Here is a 15659-nt window from a genome sequence, read left to right as displayed (position 1 = left end):
TTTAGGAATTACATTTGAGTATAAACCGGCTAATTTGCTTCCAGTGAACGTCAATGTTGCAAAAGGAATCGTATGAGTACAAACACACAATCAATTCTGGTGGTCTGCATGGGAAACATATGCAGGTCACCGACCGGAGAAGCGGTACTCCGGGCAAAGGCTGAGGAAATGGGAATCGCGGTTGAGGTCGATTCTGCCGGAACGATCGCCTACCACCAGGGAAATCCACCGGATGTCCGGGCCAGAACTGCCGGAGAAAAACGTGGTTATCGTTTTGATGGGATGAGAGCACGACAAGTGACAAAGGATGACTTTGCCCGGTTTGATATGATTCTGGCAGCGGATCGCGATAATCTGTCTGACTTACAGGCCAGGTGTCCGGCTCAGTATCAGTATAAGCTGTCTCTGTTTCTCAGCCATGGACAGTCGGGTGAAGATGAAATTCCGGATCCTTATTATGGTGGTGATGCCGGATTTGAACGGGTGCTGGACTTATTGGAAGAGTCGGCTGAAGCTGTATTGCGTAAATTATAACGATAAAATTGATGATAAAAAAATCCGCCGGAGAGGCGGATTTTTTCTGTAAAGGACGGGATTAGAAGCTGCGGCTGTACTGTAATGCCATCAGCACGGCATCAGCATGGGTTGTCCCCTGAATTGTTGCGGCTTCTGTTCCTGATACCGTTGTCGACTCAGATACTGATACATCTTTACCTATCAGATAAGTAAAACCGAAGTCAACGTTGGACTTTTCATCCAGATGATATGTGACACCGGCAGAGAGCCATTGACGATCTGAGTCCGGTACGGAAATCGAGCGGGTATTGTCCTGAGCACTGGTGTCATACATGTAGCCGGCACGAAGGGTCCATGTCGGGTTCAGGAAGTAGGTGCCACCAAGAGAGTAGTGCCAGCCATCCTTCCACTGGTATTCATTTATGATTCCACTGGTATCTGCTGCCAGCACATCAAATTCCGACCACTTAATCCACTGAATACTATAGTGAATTGCATAAGAATCGTTCAAACGATGATAACCGGAAAATTCAGCAAAATCAGGTAGTGGCATAACAACTGTGTCTGAAATACTACCACTGGCTGCGGAGTATTTTGCGTAGCTGACATCGCCATCTGCGTTGATATCAGGGCTATAGTGATAGTCCAGACCGAAGCGGTTGTTTTCGTTATATTCATAAACGGTACCGAGGTTATAACCCAGAGCCCAGCCGTCAGCATTAAGGTCTGTGCCGACATTGGTACCGAGTAATGATGCTTCTGTACTATTCAGAGGGCGTCTGAATTTTCCTTTACCATAAATTAAGTCAAGACCGGCACCTAAGCTCCATTCCTGATTGATACGGTAAGAGCCTACAACCCCGAAATTGAAGCTTTTAACATCAGTACTTCCGCCAAATTCATGTCCGGTATAGTTATCATTAAATTCGGTTTTAGTTCCGAAGTTGGAATAGGCGTTGATTCCCCAGGCAAATTTTTCATTGACTGGAACAACGAGATAAAAGTTAGGAGCAACCGATGTATCACCTGCTCCGGAGTAATCCGCATTCTCTGATTGTGCCGCGAGCTTGTTTGTATATGTCGCATCTTTTACATCAATCAGGGTGGTGATGGTTTCAAATCCCAGAGACAGGGAGACATCATCAAACAGGGACATTGCTGCCGGGTTTTTGGCGATAACTGAGGCATTATCAGCGATGACAGCATCACCGGCGAAAGCACGGCCGAGTCCGGTGGCTGATTGTGCGTTCAGTTGGAAACCTGCGGCAAACGACTGTTGAGCGGTCACTGATACTGCTACTGCGAGCAGTGTTTTCTGAAACAGGCGCGTTTTGTTCATAAGTTAAATTTCCTTTTTTAACGGTCTCTATATGGACCTTATGTAGTAAATTCCCCGGATCTTATTGGAGTATTTACTCAGTTGGCGGCTGATACTAGTGACTAGTGTAGGGCATAGAAATCCGACCAGTTTAAATTCATGGCGTAAAATTACTGAACTGGTAGCTATATGGCATGAATTTTGGCAAAAAAAGTTATTTTTAGAGTATATGCTCTACCTATGGGTGGGTGATTAATCATCATTCTGTCATATTTTTGATGTTGAATTATAAGGTTATACCGACGGTCCGGGAACTCTGATCAGAGAACCGCTAAGATCATATGTGGTAAATTTCCATACATTTTGGGGGCTTTTTTCGTGCTTCGGAAAGAATTCAGGCTATTTTTCTGTAAATCAAAACAAAATTGATCTATTTCAAAAATTCTTCACAGAAAGTGATTATAGTAACTCATGTCATCTGGTTAGCCGTCAGGTTAACATGTTGAGCAAGATGACACTTCCTTTTGAAGGCTGACTTTACTTTCTCCTAATCAGGAAACTGATTTTTCAATTGGCGTAAGTTAATTGCTTTATACATTCCAACCACACAGTTTTGTGTGGTTTTTTTTTGCTTCCATTCTGGCTTTTTCCATTTTTCCTGATGCCATTCATTAATATTTATTGCAGACAATGTGCTTAGTCCCTCTTTTTGCAAAAGAAAATGAATTGGTCGTTTGGCACTTGTTAACAATCTAGCTACAATTCTAACAGGTCAGACCTCTATGCGATAAGGACAGAATATGGCGACACAACTGTGCCGGACACATGCCGGAGAGAGGGTAGCGATTGTGAGTGGTATTCGCACCCCTTTTGCCCGTCAATGGACTGAGTACCGACAGGTGACAGCGATTGAATTGGGAACCATGGTGGTTAATGAACTGGTACAACGTACCGGTATTGATAAAAAATTGATCGATCAGGTGGTTTTCGGTCAGGTGATTCAAATGCCGGAAGCGCCGAACATTGCCCGGGAGATTGTTCTGAACGCCGGGCTGGATGTCCATACAGATGCCTACAGTGTTACGCGGGCTTGTGCTACGAGTTTACAGGCATTGACTTCCGCATCGGAAAGTATTCTTTGTGGCCATTCCGATATTGCGATTGTCGGAGGAGCCGACTCGTCTTCAGTTTTGCCGATTGGTGTATCCAAGTCGCTGGCTTCTGCTTTATTAGCTAGTTCCAAAGCGAAGACACTGACAAAGAAAATTCAGGCATTCAAAGGGATGTCGTTCCGGGATTTATTACCGGTTCCTCCGCCTGTTGCCGAATATTCAACCGGTCTTGCAATGGGAGATACGGCAGAACAAATGGCAAAAACCTATCAAATCAGCCGGGACGAACAGGACGAGCTGGCTTTTCAGTCACATCAGAAAGCGGCGGCGGCCTGGGAATCCGGGAAGTTGAATGCTGAAGTGATGACCTCTTACCCTAAACCCTATCAGGCAATTCTTGCACAAGACAATAACTTGCGTCCGGACACATCAAGAGAGGCATACCGGAAACTACGACCTGCTTTTGACCGTCGCTTCGGCACGGTGACTGCGGCTAACAGCACTCCATTAACTGATGGGGCCGCTGCCATGTTGATTATGCGGGAACAACGGGCGAAAGAATTAGGATTGCCGGTTTTGGGTTACTTACGCTCTTACGCTTATAAAGCGATTTCGGTCAAACAGGATATGCTGATGGGGCCAGCCCACGCGACACCACTTGCACTGGAACGGGCAGGACTGACATTAGCGGATATTTCTCTGATTGAAATGCATGAAGCTTTTGCATCTCAGGTACTGGCCAATCTGAAAATGTTTGCCAGTCAAAGTTTTGCGGACAGTATCGGGCGCAGTCATCCGGTCGGGGAAGTGGATATGACACGTTTTAATGTATCGGGTGGTTCGATTGCGTATGGGCATCCGTTTGCAGCAACAGGAGCAAGGCTGGTGACACAACTGCTCCGGGAGCTGAATCGTAGAGGTGGTGGTTTTGGTTTAGTGACGGCCTGTGCTGCCGGCGGGTTGGGTTCAGCATTGGTACTGGAGGTGGATCATGCCTGATACGCATAGTTTTCATCTGACTATCGAAGATGAATTGGCCTGGCTGGCAATTGATGTTCCCGGGGAAAGTATGAATACCCTGAAAGCGACATTTGTTGATGAAATTGAAGCGATCATTGCAACATTGTCCCAATCTTCTCAGTCGCTGAAAGGTTTGGTTATTTATTCCCGTAAACCTGACAATTTTATTGCCGGGGCGGATATTCATATGATTGAGCAGTGTTCATCCGCAGAAGATGCGGCTCATCTGGCAAAAATGGGACAGGATATTTTCCGTAAGATAGAAGCATTGCCGTTTCCGGTTGTCGCCGCGATTCATGGTGCATGTCTGGGCGGTGGACTTGAGCTGGCACTGGCGTGTGATTACCGTGTCTGTAGTGATGATCCGGGAACCAGTCTCGGTTTGCCGGAAGTTCAGCTGGGATTGCTGCCTGGCTCGGGGGGAACGCAGCGGCTTCCCCGCATCATTGGGTTACTTCCGGCGTTAGATCTGATTCTGACCGGAAAGAAAGTCCGGAGCCATAAAGCGCGCAAACTGGGTCTGGTCAATGCCTGTGTAGCAAAAGACGGATTATTGAATGCTGCCCGGATGGTAGTCGAGAAACCTGCTGAATTTAAGATTCGCTCAGGATGGAAAAAGCGCCTGACCTCATGGGTCTTGTCCCTTAAACCGATTCGCCAGTGGGTGATCAATCAGGCCCGGAAGAAAGCTCAGAGTAAAGCCAGAAATCACTACCCGGCCATTGATATGATTCTGGATGTGATTCAGCAAGGTCTGGAAAAAGGGCTTGAAGCGGGATTAAAGCAAGAATCTCAGGCATTCGGGACACTGGCAATGACTCCTGAGTCCCGTGCATTACGATCTATTTTTCTTGGAACCACGGCACTGAAACGGGAAATGAAAACGGATGAGACGGTGAAAGATATCCGGCATGTTTCCGTTTTAGGTGGTGGACTTATGGGAGCTGGTATCGGTTATGTCACTGTCGACAAAGCCAGGAAACCGCTAAGAATTAAAGATGTCAGCCATCAGGGTGTTCTCCATGCATTTCAGTATATTTATCAACGGCTGAATAAAAAATGCCAGCGGAAATATATGACTGAATCCGATGTGCGTTCAGCGATGGCAAGTGTTTCCGGAGGTATTGATTTTTCCGGCTTCGATCAAACAGATTTAGTGGTTGAAGCGGTATTTGAAGATTTAAAACTGAAACAGGAAATGGTTGCATCGGTAGAAGCGCATACAAAAGAGAGCACTATTTTCGCGTCGAATACATCTTCTCTGCCTATTCACGAGATTGCTGCCAACGCTGCCCGGCCGGAAAATATTGTTGGTTTGCACTATTTCAGTCCGGTTGAAAAAATGCCGTTGGTTGAAGTCATACCACATCAGGGAACTGCCCCTGAAACCGTTGCAACTGTCGTCAGGCTTGCATATCAACAGGGAAAGACGCCGATCATTGTTCAGGATAGTGCTGGATTTTACGTTAACCGTATCCTGGCGCCCTATATTAATGGGGCAGTGCAATGTTTGCTTGATGGGGAACCGATAGAGAAAATTGATCAGGCATTGATTGATTTTGGTTTTCCCGTTGGCCCGATGACCTTACTCGATGAAGTCGGCTTTGATGTGGCCTTTAAGATTTCTCCGATTCTGGTCCGGGAGCTGGGGGAACGGTTTCAGACGCCGCCTGCGTTGGAGCAGTTAATCAGTGATGGTAGAAAAGGGCGTAAATCCGGCCTGGGATTTTATCGCTACAAAGGAAAAGAAAAAAGGCCGGATCAATCAATCTATCGACAGTTAAAAATTCGGGAAAATGCTCAGCTCAGCCATCAGGATATTGCACTGCGCTGTATACTGCCGCTATTGAATGAAGCCGCGATGTGCCTTGAACAGTCGGTGATCCGTAATGCCCGTGATGGAGACATCGGTGCAATTTTCGGTATCGGATTTCCTCCGTTTCTGGGTGGGCCTTTCAGATATATGGATCAGATGGGGTTACAGCAGATTGTTGACCAGATGCAGGCACTTTCCGGAGATCTTTGTCAGCCATGCCCGGCGTTGCTGGCTCGTTTAGAGAATAATCAAACCTTTTATTCTGACTAAAATCTACCCGGGATTCTTTGTCGGAGGGCGATTGGAGAAGTAATAAAGCTAGTGTATGCTAGCCCGAAATGTCGAATCACGGACAAGAAGGACAAAAAATGGATGCGCTAGAGTTATTGCTGAACCGCCGTTCTGTTGCGAAGCTGGGAGCTCCGGCTCCGGAAGGAAAAGCACTGGAAAATATCATTCGGGCTGGACTTCGGGCTCCTGATCATGGTGGTTTGACCCCCTGGCGGTTTGTGATTGCTCAGGAACAGGGCTTAAAGAAACTGTCTGATATTCTGGTGAAGGCAGTCGTCGCCGAAAATGGGGATGAGGCATTGCTTGAGAAAGTCAGGAATGCGCCTTTTCGGGCACCGATGGTGATTACAGTCATTGCGAAAGTGACGCCTCATGAGAAAGTGCCTCCGCTGGAGCAGCACTTATCCGCCGGGTGCGCAGTACAATCCATGCAGATGGCTGCTCAGGCTCAGGGGTTTCAGGGAATATGGCGTTCCGGGAAGTGGATGTTCCATCCGGAAGTTCATCAGGCCTTCGGTCTGGAGGGTGATGATGAAATTGTCGGTTTTCTTTATCTGGGCACACCTTTACTTGAACCGATGAAAGTTCCCGTACGGGAGCTGTCCCGCTTCGTTGAGTATCTGTAAGGTCGTCGTGATGAGTGAACGGCGGTGAATCATCCAGGTATGTAATCCGGGGTGATTCACGTGACTGCTGAGTCTGTAGAAGATAATCAGTCCATATGGTATGACATGATGAAATCAATAAAGAGTCTGACTTTTTCCGGTAGATGATCTTTGTGATTGTAAAGCATGTAAATATCTCTGGAATTGGCACTCCAGTCTTCCAAAACCTGAATCAGTGTACCGGCTTCCAGATATTCTTTAAGCATAACATCCGGCATCAGTGTGATTCCCAATCCCTCTGAGCAGGCCATGCGTACGACATCAAGAGTATTGGCCTGAAAACGACCCCTCTCGTTGTTCGTTACGGTTTCCCCTCTGGTGTTCGATAATTGCCATTTCAGGAGTGGGTAACCTTTCAGCAGTGAGTGATGAATAAGTTCTTCTGCGTGGTGAGGTACGGGATTTTTAGCCAGATAGTCCGGGCTGGCAACAAGAATATCTTTAACCTCATTGATTTTTCTGGCGATGAGAGATGAGTCGCGCTGAGGACCAACACGAAAGATGACATCCCATTCCGTCGGGTCGAGTTGATCGGCCAGATTGCTCGTTGTCAGTTCGAGATTGATCTCCGGATAATTTTGCATAAAGGCAGTAAACATCGGCAGCATCATTCGTTTAGTCAGATTTGAGGGTGCTGATATTTTGATTTTACCTGAAGCACCACGGCATTCATCACTGATTTCTTCGGCTGCAAGTGACAATCGTTGTAAAAGGGGAGAGCATTCTTTGAAGAAGCGTTCACCGGCTTCTGTCAGTGACAGTTTGCGGGCATGGCGGTTTAGTAGTCTTAAATTCAGCGAATCTTCAAGTGCCTGAATACGCCGGGTAATTGTTGCTACCGGTATCAGGGTTTTCCGCGATGTCGCTGTATAACTTCCATTCTCGACTACTAAGCGGAACAGATTTAAATCGTCTAGTTTCATGATTTCCTGACACAACGGTTAATTAACAGGTTTCACTTATATACACGGAACTGAATTGTCAAAGTTTGAGGTATATCAACATGTTTATCGAAAACTCATTTTCCAAACATAGAGTATATCCGTAAAAATGAAGGTGAAACATAGAATTCGATACATGCTTTCCAGTTTCATCATCTCTGAAAATAAATTTTATTGTGGTGCATTATTATTTGAACCGATGTTTTAATGTATAGTATATACCTTAGTGACCTCAAGATGCTGTTCGGCGGGAATCTTGAAATGGAATGCAATTCCTACGGTTCTCTTCCCTGAATTGGCGGTCTGAAGACACTCTGAATCCGGGCACTGTGATGCCTGGGTAGAATGCAAAACGAAAGTGGAATATTTGTACTAATCGCCCGAAGAGGCTATTTTTAATAGAAGCCATTATAAGTATCAATAACAAAATTCGTCATAAGGTGATGCACCTGACGAGGCTTTTAAACTCACTTTCTCCACATTTTGCTTTTGTGAGGCAGTTAGTATGTTTAAACCCGAATTTCCTGACTCAGAGAAATTTTCTGGGCAAACAACGTTAAGTGGCAAGGCAATCCTCATTGTAGACGATGATCCGATATTTCGTCGGATCACCTGTGGTTACCTCTCATCACAAGGGTGTGTTGTTCATGAAGCTGAAGATGGTTTAGAAGGCCTGAAACAGTTGAAGGACAAGCGTCCTGATCTAGTCATCTGTGATATTTCGATGCCGGTTCTGAACGGTCTTGAGTTCGTTGAAGAAGTCAGTCTGGCTTATCCTTCCTTACCAATGATTGTCATTTCAGCAACGGACGAGATGTCCGATGTTGCCCGGGCTCTGAAACACGGCATTAAAGACTTTTTATCCAAACCGATCAGTGACTACTCTAATCTGGGAGAAGCAATCGCCAATACGTTGAGTGATACACACAGCCATATGTCGGATCAGCGTGATTTCTCCAGTCAGTGGTTTCAGGTTGAAGGTGGTGGAGAAATCCCTGAAGAACAGGAACTGTACTGGCATCTGGAATATTTACAACAAAACCCAAGTGCTGCCCGTGATCTGTTGCATGCACTCATGCCAGAAAATGATACTTCACAAGGAGCATGGCGTTGTAGTTACCGTCTGCTGCAATCGGCAGATACCATGCCGCTGGTATTTGATTATGCATGGCTGATGAATGGTCAGTATGCCTTTTATGTTGTGGACTCGGATTCTCAGTTGTGTGATGGGATTGCAACCACCTTACTGCTCCGGGCACTGTTCCATGACTATTTGCGTAGTCTGAAGTGTCTGAATGCTGATTTGAAAGATCTTGCGGATATACTGGAAAAAGGAATTAGCTGCACTGACTGTGCCTGTTCTATCTCTGCCATGATTGGGATTGCCAATCTCAGTGACGGGACGTTGTCGATTCTGCCGGCAGGTATGGATTGTTTCTGGACCAATGGACAGAATAATCAGCATATTGCTGGTGGTATTAGTCTGGGTGAGAATTGTAGAAAGAACTTTATCACACAGGATCTGCCGATAGGTGAAGTCTCAGAAATTTCAGTGAGTCGTCTTGGTGTCAGTTCATTTACACTGAATATCAGTAAAAAAGAAATGGCCGATAAAGAAGCAAAGTGATATCGCTCATATGAAAAGCCGCATTGTTGTCTGGTTGTTTACTACAGCTGGTATTCTGGCTTTAGGTTTGGGTATTGCCGGTATTTTCCTGCCATTACTTCCTACAACCCCCTTTGTTCTGCTGGCTAGTGCATGTTTCATTAAAAGTAACCCGTCGTTACATCGCTGGCTGATTGCTCATCCTGTATTTGGACCATTGCTTGAAAACTGGCAGGAGCGGCGAGCTATCTCATCTCAGGTTAGGCTACGTGGCTCTGTTGCCATGATTGTGACATTCTCTTTTTCTATCTGGATGGTGCCTTACTTTAAAGTAAAAATCGGACTACTTTTGTTCTTCATCATGATATTCATCATTTTCCGACGTATTCCTGTTTATGACCCTGTTGCGAAATCCGAAGAAAATCACTAGCATTAGCGGGAAGTGTGCCCACCCTTCGAGTGGGCGTTTGTTTTTTTAGATACCATCGATGCTGAGATGGTATGCTTATTTTTTTACGGAGTCTGCCCGAGCTTCCTTTATTGTGAACGAATTTCCTTTACTGTGAACTCGACGCGGATCTCCAGACCGATAGACATAGATGATGACTACAGACACAATTTCACTGATTAAATCCAGCATTAAAAGCATTCCCGATTATCCGAAACCAGGCATTCTGTTTCGTGATATCACCAGCCTGATGGAAGATGCACAGGCATACCGGGCGACAATTCAATTGCTGGTTGCGCGATATAAAGATATGGGATTCACTAAAGTTGTTGGTACGGAAGCCCGGGGATTTCTGTTCGGTGCTCCTTTGGCAATTGAACTGGGTGTCGGCTTTGTACCGGTACGCAAACCCGGTAAATTACCAAGAGAGACCGTAGCCGAAACTTATGAGCTGGAATATGGTATGGATACTCTGGAAATCCATATCGATGCAATTCAGGACAATGATCAGGTACTGATTATTGATGACCTGCTGGCAACCGGTGGCACTATTGAAGCGACGACGAAGTTAATTCGACAGTTGGGTGGTAAGGCTGAACATGCTGCGTTTGTGATTAACTTACCTGAATTGGGTGGTGACAAGCGTCTGGAAGCTCTGGGCTTAGACATTTATAGTATCTGTGATTTCGACGGCCATTAAGCCTGACAGGCATTTATCATCTGAAAACTCAATGATAAGTGACAATTAAAATCCGAGTGGTAGCCAAAAGCCGAATGGCAGTAAAGCATAAACGGAATAACCTATGAGTTATCTAGCATTAGCAAGAAAGTGGAGACCAACGCAGTTTTCTGAGGTTGTCGGACAGGCACATGTGCTGACTGCTCTGGAAAATGCTTTGGCGCAGAACCGACTGCATCATGCCTATCTTTTTAGTGGGACAAGAGGGGTTGGAAAAACCACAATCGGACGGTTATTTGCCAAAGGGCTTAACTGTGAAACCGGAATTACGGCGCATCCTTGCGGAGAATGTGCTGCCTGTCAGGAAATTGAACAGGGCCGGTTTGTCGATTTGCTTGAAATTGATGCTGCTTCTCGGACTAAAGTTGAAGATACGCGGGAGTTACTGGACAATGTTCAGTATAAACCTGCCCGTGGGCGGTTTAAGGTCTATCTGATAGACGAAGTCCATATGCTTTCCCGGCACAGTTTCAATGCATTGCTGAAAACGCTGGAAGAACCGCCGGAATATGTAAAATTTTTACTGGCAACGACTGATCCCCAGAAACTACCTGTGACGATTCTGTCCCGGTGTTTGCAGTTTCATCTGAAACCTATCGGGCTCGACCATATTGAGCAGCAGCTAGCTTTCATTCTTAATGAAGAAAAAATTGCTGCCGACACCCGGGCTTTAGGCATGATTGCCCATGCTGCCGATGGCAGTATGCGAGATGCGTTGAGCCTGACAGACCAGGCTATCGCCTTGGGTGACGGGCAGGTCAGTGCGAATCTGGTGTCCCACATGTTGGGTACCATTGATACCGACCAGGCGCTTCACCTGCTACAGGCTTTAAGCCACAAGCAGCCTCAGGCAGTGATGGGTTATGTCGAGCAGATTGCCGCCAATGGCATCGCGTGGGATGCGCTGTTGCAATCACTTGCAGCTCAGCTTCATCGGGTAGCGATGTATCAAATGTTGCCATCGACACTGGATAACATGCAGCCGGATGCCGAGAAAATCAAGCAACTGGCTCAGGTTCTCAGTGCCGAAGATGTGCAGCTGTTTTATCAGATTGCATTGAAAGGACGGGAAGATTTACCGCTTTCACCGACACCGAGAATCGGCCTGGAGATGGTATTACTTCGCATGCTGGCATTTCGTCCGGTGGCTGTTTCCCCGATTCATGCTATCAGCACTGAGGTACCGGAGGCTGTAACATCAGCCGTAGTGCCTGTGGTGAGCCATTCTGATGAACCGATGGTCACACCAGCTTCAGAATCGATTCCGCCGGAATATGAACAAGTTGTTCCTGCAATGGATGATCAGGCTGCATTGTCATCGGTCCCGCTCTCTGACGAATTACCGTATTCTCCGGCAGATGCATCAGATCAGGACATCCATACGGCACCAGAGATGCAACCTCAGCCCGAAAGTAAACCAACGGCACCACCGCTGGTCGGTTTGAGGCATCAGCTTCGTTCGCAGCGTCAGTCAAATCAGTCGTCAGGTACGCCGACAAAAAAGTCTGAAGCGGCATCATCAAAATCTGACTCGGTTTTTGACCGGTTAATGCAAAAGCGGAATGATGATCTTCTGATGCCGTCAGCGATAGAATCCATGTCGGATGATGAAGCTGTTTCAAGTGAGCCTTATCAGTGGCGTCCGATGATGGAAGTTCAGGAAACAGAAGATCTGTCTGTGACTCCGGCGGAACTGAAACAGGCACTGGAGCATGAAAAAACACCGGAAATGACGGCCAGACTGACTGAAGAAGTTATTCAGGAAGATGAATGGGCTGCAATCATACCACAGTTGAACTTGCCTAAACTCATTGAACAGCTGGCTCTGAATGCTGCCTATCGGCAGGAAGGGAATACGGTTCAGTTGTTGCTGCGGACACAACAGGCTCATTTGAATACCGATAAAGCGCAGTCTATTTTGAAAGAAGCACTGGAACGGGTTCTGGAGATGACCTGCCAACTGGATATCCGGCTTGGTGATGATGGTATTACGCCACTCGAACGCCGGGAACTTCGTTATCAGGCAAAATTGGAACAAGCGTTCACCAGTCTGAGTGTTGATCCGAATGTTCAGTTTATTCAGCAACGGTTTCAGGCACAGTTAGATAAGAGCAGTGTCCGTCCGGTTTAACACCTTTTATTTGGCGCAAGGCGGGGTTGAATTTCCGACAGGAAAACCCCACTGTATATGTAATATATCAATAACAGAGAGATAAACATGTTTGGTAAAGGCGGGATGGGTAACCTGATGAAGCAAGCCCAGCAGATGCAAGAGCGTATGCAGAAGCTTCAGGAAGAAATTGCAAATATGGAAGTCACTGGTGAAGCCGGTGCTGGTCTGGTGAAAGTGACGATGACAGGCAGCCATAGCGTCCGTCGTGTCGAGATCGATGAAAGTCTGATGGAAGACGATAAAGAAATGATTGAAGACTTGGTTGCTGCTGCCTTTAATGATGCAGCCCGCCGTGTTGAAGAAACTCAGAAAGAGAAGATGTCGTCAGTTACCGGTGGAATGCAGCTTCCTCCTGGTATGAAGATGCCATTTTAATGGTTGCGTAATTCATGCGTACCAGTCAAATGCTGGAACATCTGATGGAAGCCTTGCGTTGTCTGCCGGGAGTTGGCCCGAAATCAGCACAACGCATGGCTTTTCATTTACTGCAGCGTGATCGTCAGGGCGGACTTCGGCTGGCCGATGCTTTGAGTCAGGCAATGACAGAAATTGGTCATTGTCAGGAGTGCCGGACATTTACCGAAGAAGATGTTTGTCATATCTGTAAAAATCCCAAACGGCAGGAAAATGGTCAGCTATGTGTGGTTGAAAGCCCGGCAGATATTGCTGCGGTTGAAGCGACAGGGCAGTTTTCCGGACGTTACTTTGTGCTGATGGGACATCTGTCACCACTCGACGGTATTGGTCCGGCAGATATTGGTCTGGATCTGCTGGATTTCCGGTTGCAGCAGGGTGGTGTGACAGAAGTGATTCTGGCGACAAACCCAACAGTCGAAGGCGAAGCGACAGCGCACTATATCGCAGATCTGTGTCAGGCTCATCATGTTTCAGCCAGCCGCATTGCTCATGGTGTTCCTGTCGGAGGTGAGCTGGAACTGGTTGACGGAACGACACTCTCTCACTCGATTATGGGGCGTCAGCGTCTCACCTGAACTCTGTCTGTCGTGCGGGTCATTGATTCACCGGAAGCGTGAAATCGAATGCCCCGCATCTCTTTGAAATCCATAAACTTCAGATAGTTTATCTGGTTCTCATTCAGATTTAGCTTGTTCAGCTTTCTGAATCAACCGTTGTGCTCCGGTACCTTTTTTTCCCATCACATCGTCAGGGTTACGCAAAGGACAGTCTTTGAGTGACAGACAACCACACCCGATACATTCACCAATCTGATCCCGAAGTTGCAACAACATGTTGATCCTTTCACTGAGCATATCATGCCATTCCTGACCGAGATGTCCCCAGTCTGCTGCTGAAATATGTTTTTCCGGCACCTTGTCAAAGTATTGTTTCAGTTCTGCAAGAGACAGACCTGCCCGCTGGGCAATCCGGATGATTGCAATTCTCCGCAACACACTTCGTTCATAACGACGCTGATTACCATGGGTTCGTGTTGCACTAATCAACCCTTTTGCCTCATAAAAATGTAATGCCGAAACCGCGACACCACTCCGTTTCGCCAGCTCTCCGACCGAGAGTGTTCCTGATTTATCCATTGCTGCAATTTACCTGTTGACCTCAACCTTACTTGAGGTCATATTATTGATGTCGGCCTGCAATGACAAGTGCAGAACCACTGATATGATAAATATAGATTCAGGAGCCGACATGCGCAGTATTAGCCTCGTTACCGTAACCCCAGTATCCTCATCGATCATCCGATCGGATTTTCTTCTCAGCCAGATTCGGAATGCACCCTCCATGCGAGACTATTTTCGCTTTTGTCAGAATGGTGGAAACCTGTCACTACTTCTGACGGAACAAAGTGCAGCTTCACCCCCGGAAATAAAGCGGTTGAATATGGATAGTGAAGGAGATCTGCTATGAGCAAGAATTACTTACAACCAACTTCATTACAGCGAACCCGTGGCCGTACCATTTTTTCTCTCCTTATGACAGCTATCGTGTTAATGCTTATTTTTGGCGGACTTTTCTACTGGAAGCAGCAGAATCAGGCTCAGGCTCAGGGCTGGCATCCACAGGCAATTCCTGTGACGGCGATGGAATTGAAATCTCAGGAACTGCCGGTGACGATGGATGCGGTCGGTAGTCTGACAGCTGTGCAGGAAGTGACTTTGTCGGCTGAAGTTGCCGGGAGAGTTTCTGCCATTAATTTTAAATCCGGAGCTCAGGTCGAAACCGGCAGTCTGTTAGTTCAGTTGTTTGATGGCCCGGAGCAGGCAGACCGGATGGCTGCCATTGCCAAAGCCAAATTTGCAAAACATCAGTATTTGCGCTCTAAAGATCTGGTTCCGGCCGGTGCCGAATCACTAGATTTACTCCAACAGCGGGAATCGACTCACGAACAGGCTGAAGCCAATATCAAACAGCTTGAAGCGCGTCTGAGACAGAAACAGATTCGGGCTCCTTTCTCCGGAGAACTGGGGATTCGTCAGATTAATCTGGGACAGTATCTTAATCCCGGAGAAGCGGTCGTAACCTTGACGTCACTCGATCCGCTTTATGTGGAGTTTACATTGCCGCAGCAGGTTTTGAGCGATTTGAAAATTGGTGCAAAAGTCCAGGTGCACAGCGACGCTTATCCAGACCGGATTTTTTCTGCTCAGGTGAATGCTATTGAGCCACAGATTGATCAGGACACACGGAACATTATTATTCAGGCGACCTTACCGAACCCTGACCGGGATTTGCGGCCGGGAATGTATGTCACGGCATCACTGTCTCTGGCACCGCAGCCGGATGCGATTCTGGTTCCGTCTACTGCTGTGCAGACTTCTGCTCAGGGATACAGTGCAGTGGTTATTCGGGGAGACGATGCTGCCAGTCAGGGGAAAGCTGAGATTGTCAGTGTCCGGCTGGGACGGCGAGTCGGCAATCAACTGGTTGTTACCGATGGTCTGAAACAAGGCGATATCGTTGTCACGGAAGGTCAGAACCGGGTGATGCCGGGAGCCGAACTGCAAGTGGCTCATCTCGCTGGCGCAGAGGAGATGTAA

Annotated in this window: 14 protein-coding genes; 11 read left to right on the top strand and 3 right to left on the bottom strand. The window is 47.0% G+C overall.

The features are described from left to right. Positions 1-72 precede the first annotated feature (72 nt). Positions 73-534, top strand: a complete 462-nt coding sequence (locus OCU74_RS10730; RefSeq protein WP_234993533.1) for a low molecular weight protein-tyrosine-phosphatase — start codon at positions 73-75, stop codon at positions 532-534. A gap of 61 nt (positions 535-595) precedes the next feature. On the opposite strand, the gene OCU74_RS10725 is transcribed toward OCU74_RS10730, so the two are convergent. Further along, on the bottom strand, positions 596-1855 hold the full coding sequence (locus tag OCU74_RS10725) for an outer membrane protein transport protein (RefSeq protein WP_087479720.1): 1260 nt from the start codon (positions 1853-1855) through the stop codon (positions 596-598). A gap of 779 nt (positions 1856-2634) precedes the next feature. Between OCU74_RS10725 and fadI the strand changes: the two genes are divergently transcribed. The 3 genes from fadI to OCU74_RS10710 all read left to right on the top strand — a co-directional run bounded on the left by fadI (position 2635) and on the right by OCU74_RS10710 (position 6699). Next, on the top strand, positions 2635-3945 hold the full coding sequence (gene fadI / locus OCU74_RS10720; RefSeq protein ID WP_087479719.1) for an acetyl-CoA C-acyltransferase FadI: 1311 nt from the start codon (positions 2635-2637) through the stop codon (positions 3943-3945). Further along, positions 3938-6052: a fatty acid oxidation complex subunit alpha FadJ gene (fadJ, locus tag OCU74_RS10715; RefSeq protein ID WP_087479718.1), complete on the top strand. Its 2115-nt coding sequence runs from the start codon at positions 3938-3940 to the stop codon at positions 6050-6052. Before fadI ends, fadJ begins: the two co-directional genes overlap by 8 nt. A gap of 98 nt (positions 6053-6150) precedes the next feature. Then, positions 6151-6699, top strand: coding sequence for an NAD(P)H nitroreductase (locus OCU74_RS10710; protein WP_087480117.1), 549 nt, complete (start codon positions 6151-6153; stop codon positions 6697-6699). Positions 6700-6785: 86 nt separating this feature from the next. Here OCU74_RS10710 and OCU74_RS10705 read toward each other — a convergent pair whose 3' ends face one another. Then, a complete protein-coding gene (locus tag OCU74_RS10705; RefSeq protein WP_087479717.1) occupies positions 6786-7661 on the bottom strand; it encodes a LysR family transcriptional regulator in 876 nt (291 codons plus the stop codon). 523 nt (positions 7662-8184) lie between these two features. Between OCU74_RS10705 and OCU74_RS10700 the strand changes: the two genes are divergently transcribed. The 6 genes from OCU74_RS10700 (at position 8185) to recR (ending at position 13637) form a co-directional block, all read left to right on the top strand. Next, positions 8185-9306 (top strand): response regulator, encoded by a 1122-nt coding sequence (locus OCU74_RS10700; protein ID WP_087479716.1) that lies wholly within the window; start codon positions 8185-8187, stop codon positions 9304-9306. 10 nt (positions 9307-9316) lie between these two features. Further along, complete coding sequence (locus OCU74_RS10695; RefSeq protein WP_087479715.1) at positions 9317-9715, top strand: YbaN family protein; 399 nt, start codon at positions 9317-9319, stop codon at positions 9713-9715. A gap of 172 nt (positions 9716-9887) precedes the next feature. Beyond that, entirely contained in the window at positions 9888-10433 is a 546-nt protein-coding gene (apt, locus tag OCU74_RS10690) for an adenine phosphoribosyltransferase (protein ID WP_087480116.1), read from the top strand. Between the two features lie 103 nt (positions 10434-10536). After that, positions 10537-12603: a DNA polymerase III subunit gamma/tau gene (gene dnaX / locus OCU74_RS10685; RefSeq protein ID WP_087479714.1), complete on the top strand. Its 2067-nt coding sequence runs from the start codon at positions 10537-10539 to the stop codon at positions 12601-12603. Between the two features lie 87 nt (positions 12604-12690). Continuing rightward, positions 12691-13020 (top strand): YbaB/EbfC family nucleoid-associated protein, encoded by a 330-nt coding sequence (locus tag OCU74_RS10680; RefSeq protein WP_087479713.1) that lies wholly within the window; start codon positions 12691-12693, stop codon positions 13018-13020. 14 nt (positions 13021-13034) lie between these two features. After that, positions 13035-13637, top strand: coding sequence for a recombination mediator RecR (gene recR / locus OCU74_RS10675; protein WP_087479712.1), 603 nt, complete (start codon positions 13035-13037; stop codon positions 13635-13637). Between the two features lie 99 nt (positions 13638-13736). On the opposite strand, the gene soxR is transcribed toward recR, so the two are convergent. Next, a complete protein-coding gene (soxR, locus tag OCU74_RS10670) occupies positions 13737-14198 on the bottom strand; it encodes a redox-sensitive transcriptional activator SoxR (RefSeq protein WP_087479711.1) in 462 nt (153 codons plus the stop codon). Between the two features lie 327 nt (positions 14199-14525). Between soxR and OCU74_RS10665 the strand changes: the two genes are divergently transcribed. Beyond that, positions 14526-15659 carry an efflux RND transporter periplasmic adaptor subunit gene (locus OCU74_RS10665; RefSeq protein WP_087479709.1) on the top strand — a complete coding sequence of 378 codons (1134 nt, stop codon included), beginning with the start codon at positions 14526-14528 and terminating at the stop codon, positions 15657-15659.

Source organism: Vibrio mangrovi (genome assembly GCF_024346955.1).
Taxonomy (GTDB): Bacteria; Pseudomonadota; Gammaproteobacteria; order Enterobacterales; family Vibrionaceae; genus Vibrio; species Vibrio mangrovi.
The sequence above is the reverse complement of the archived record's forward strand: the minus strand, read 5'-3'. Positions and strand labels throughout refer to the sequence as shown.

Coding starts and splice junctions, on each gene's coding strand:
- OCU74_RS10730 (WP_234993533.1), top strand. CDS start 73: ATGAGTACAAACACACAATCAATTCTGGTGGTCTGCATGGGAAACATA.
- OCU74_RS10725 (WP_087479720.1), bottom strand. CDS start 1,855: ATGAACAAAACGCGCCTGTTTCAGAAAACACTGCTCGCAGTAGCAGTA.
- fadI (WP_087479719.1), top strand. CDS start 2,635: ATGGCGACACAACTGTGCCGGACACATGCCGGAGAGAGGGTAGCGATT.
- fadJ (WP_087479718.1), top strand. CDS start 3,938: ATGCCTGATACGCATAGTTTTCATCTGACTATCGAAGATGAATTGGCC.
- OCU74_RS10710 (WP_087480117.1), top strand. CDS start 6,151: ATGGATGCGCTAGAGTTATTGCTGAACCGCCGTTCTGTTGCGAAGCTG.
- OCU74_RS10705 (WP_087479717.1), bottom strand. CDS start 7,661: ATGAAACTAGACGATTTAAATCTGTTCCGCTTAGTAGTCGAGAATGGA.
- OCU74_RS10700 (WP_087479716.1), top strand. CDS start 8,185: ATGTTTAAACCCGAATTTCCTGACTCAGAGAAATTTTCTGGGCAAACA.
- OCU74_RS10695 (WP_087479715.1), top strand. CDS start 9,317: ATGAAAAGCCGCATTGTTGTCTGGTTGTTTACTACAGCTGGTATTCTG.
- apt (WP_087480116.1), top strand. CDS start 9,888: ATGACTACAGACACAATTTCACTGATTAAATCCAGCATTAAAAGCATT.
- dnaX (WP_087479714.1), top strand. CDS start 10,537: ATGAGTTATCTAGCATTAGCAAGAAAGTGGAGACCAACGCAGTTTTCT.
- OCU74_RS10680 (WP_087479713.1), top strand. CDS start 12,691: ATGTTTGGTAAAGGCGGGATGGGTAACCTGATGAAGCAAGCCCAGCAG.
- recR (WP_087479712.1), top strand. CDS start 13,035: ATGCGTACCAGTCAAATGCTGGAACATCTGATGGAAGCCTTGCGTTGT.
- soxR (WP_087479711.1), bottom strand. CDS start 14,198: ATGGATAAATCAGGAACACTCTCGGTCGGAGAGCTGGCGAAACGGAGT.
- OCU74_RS10665 (WP_087479709.1), top strand. CDS start 14,526: ATGAGCAAGAATTACTTACAACCAACTTCATTACAGCGAACCCGTGGC.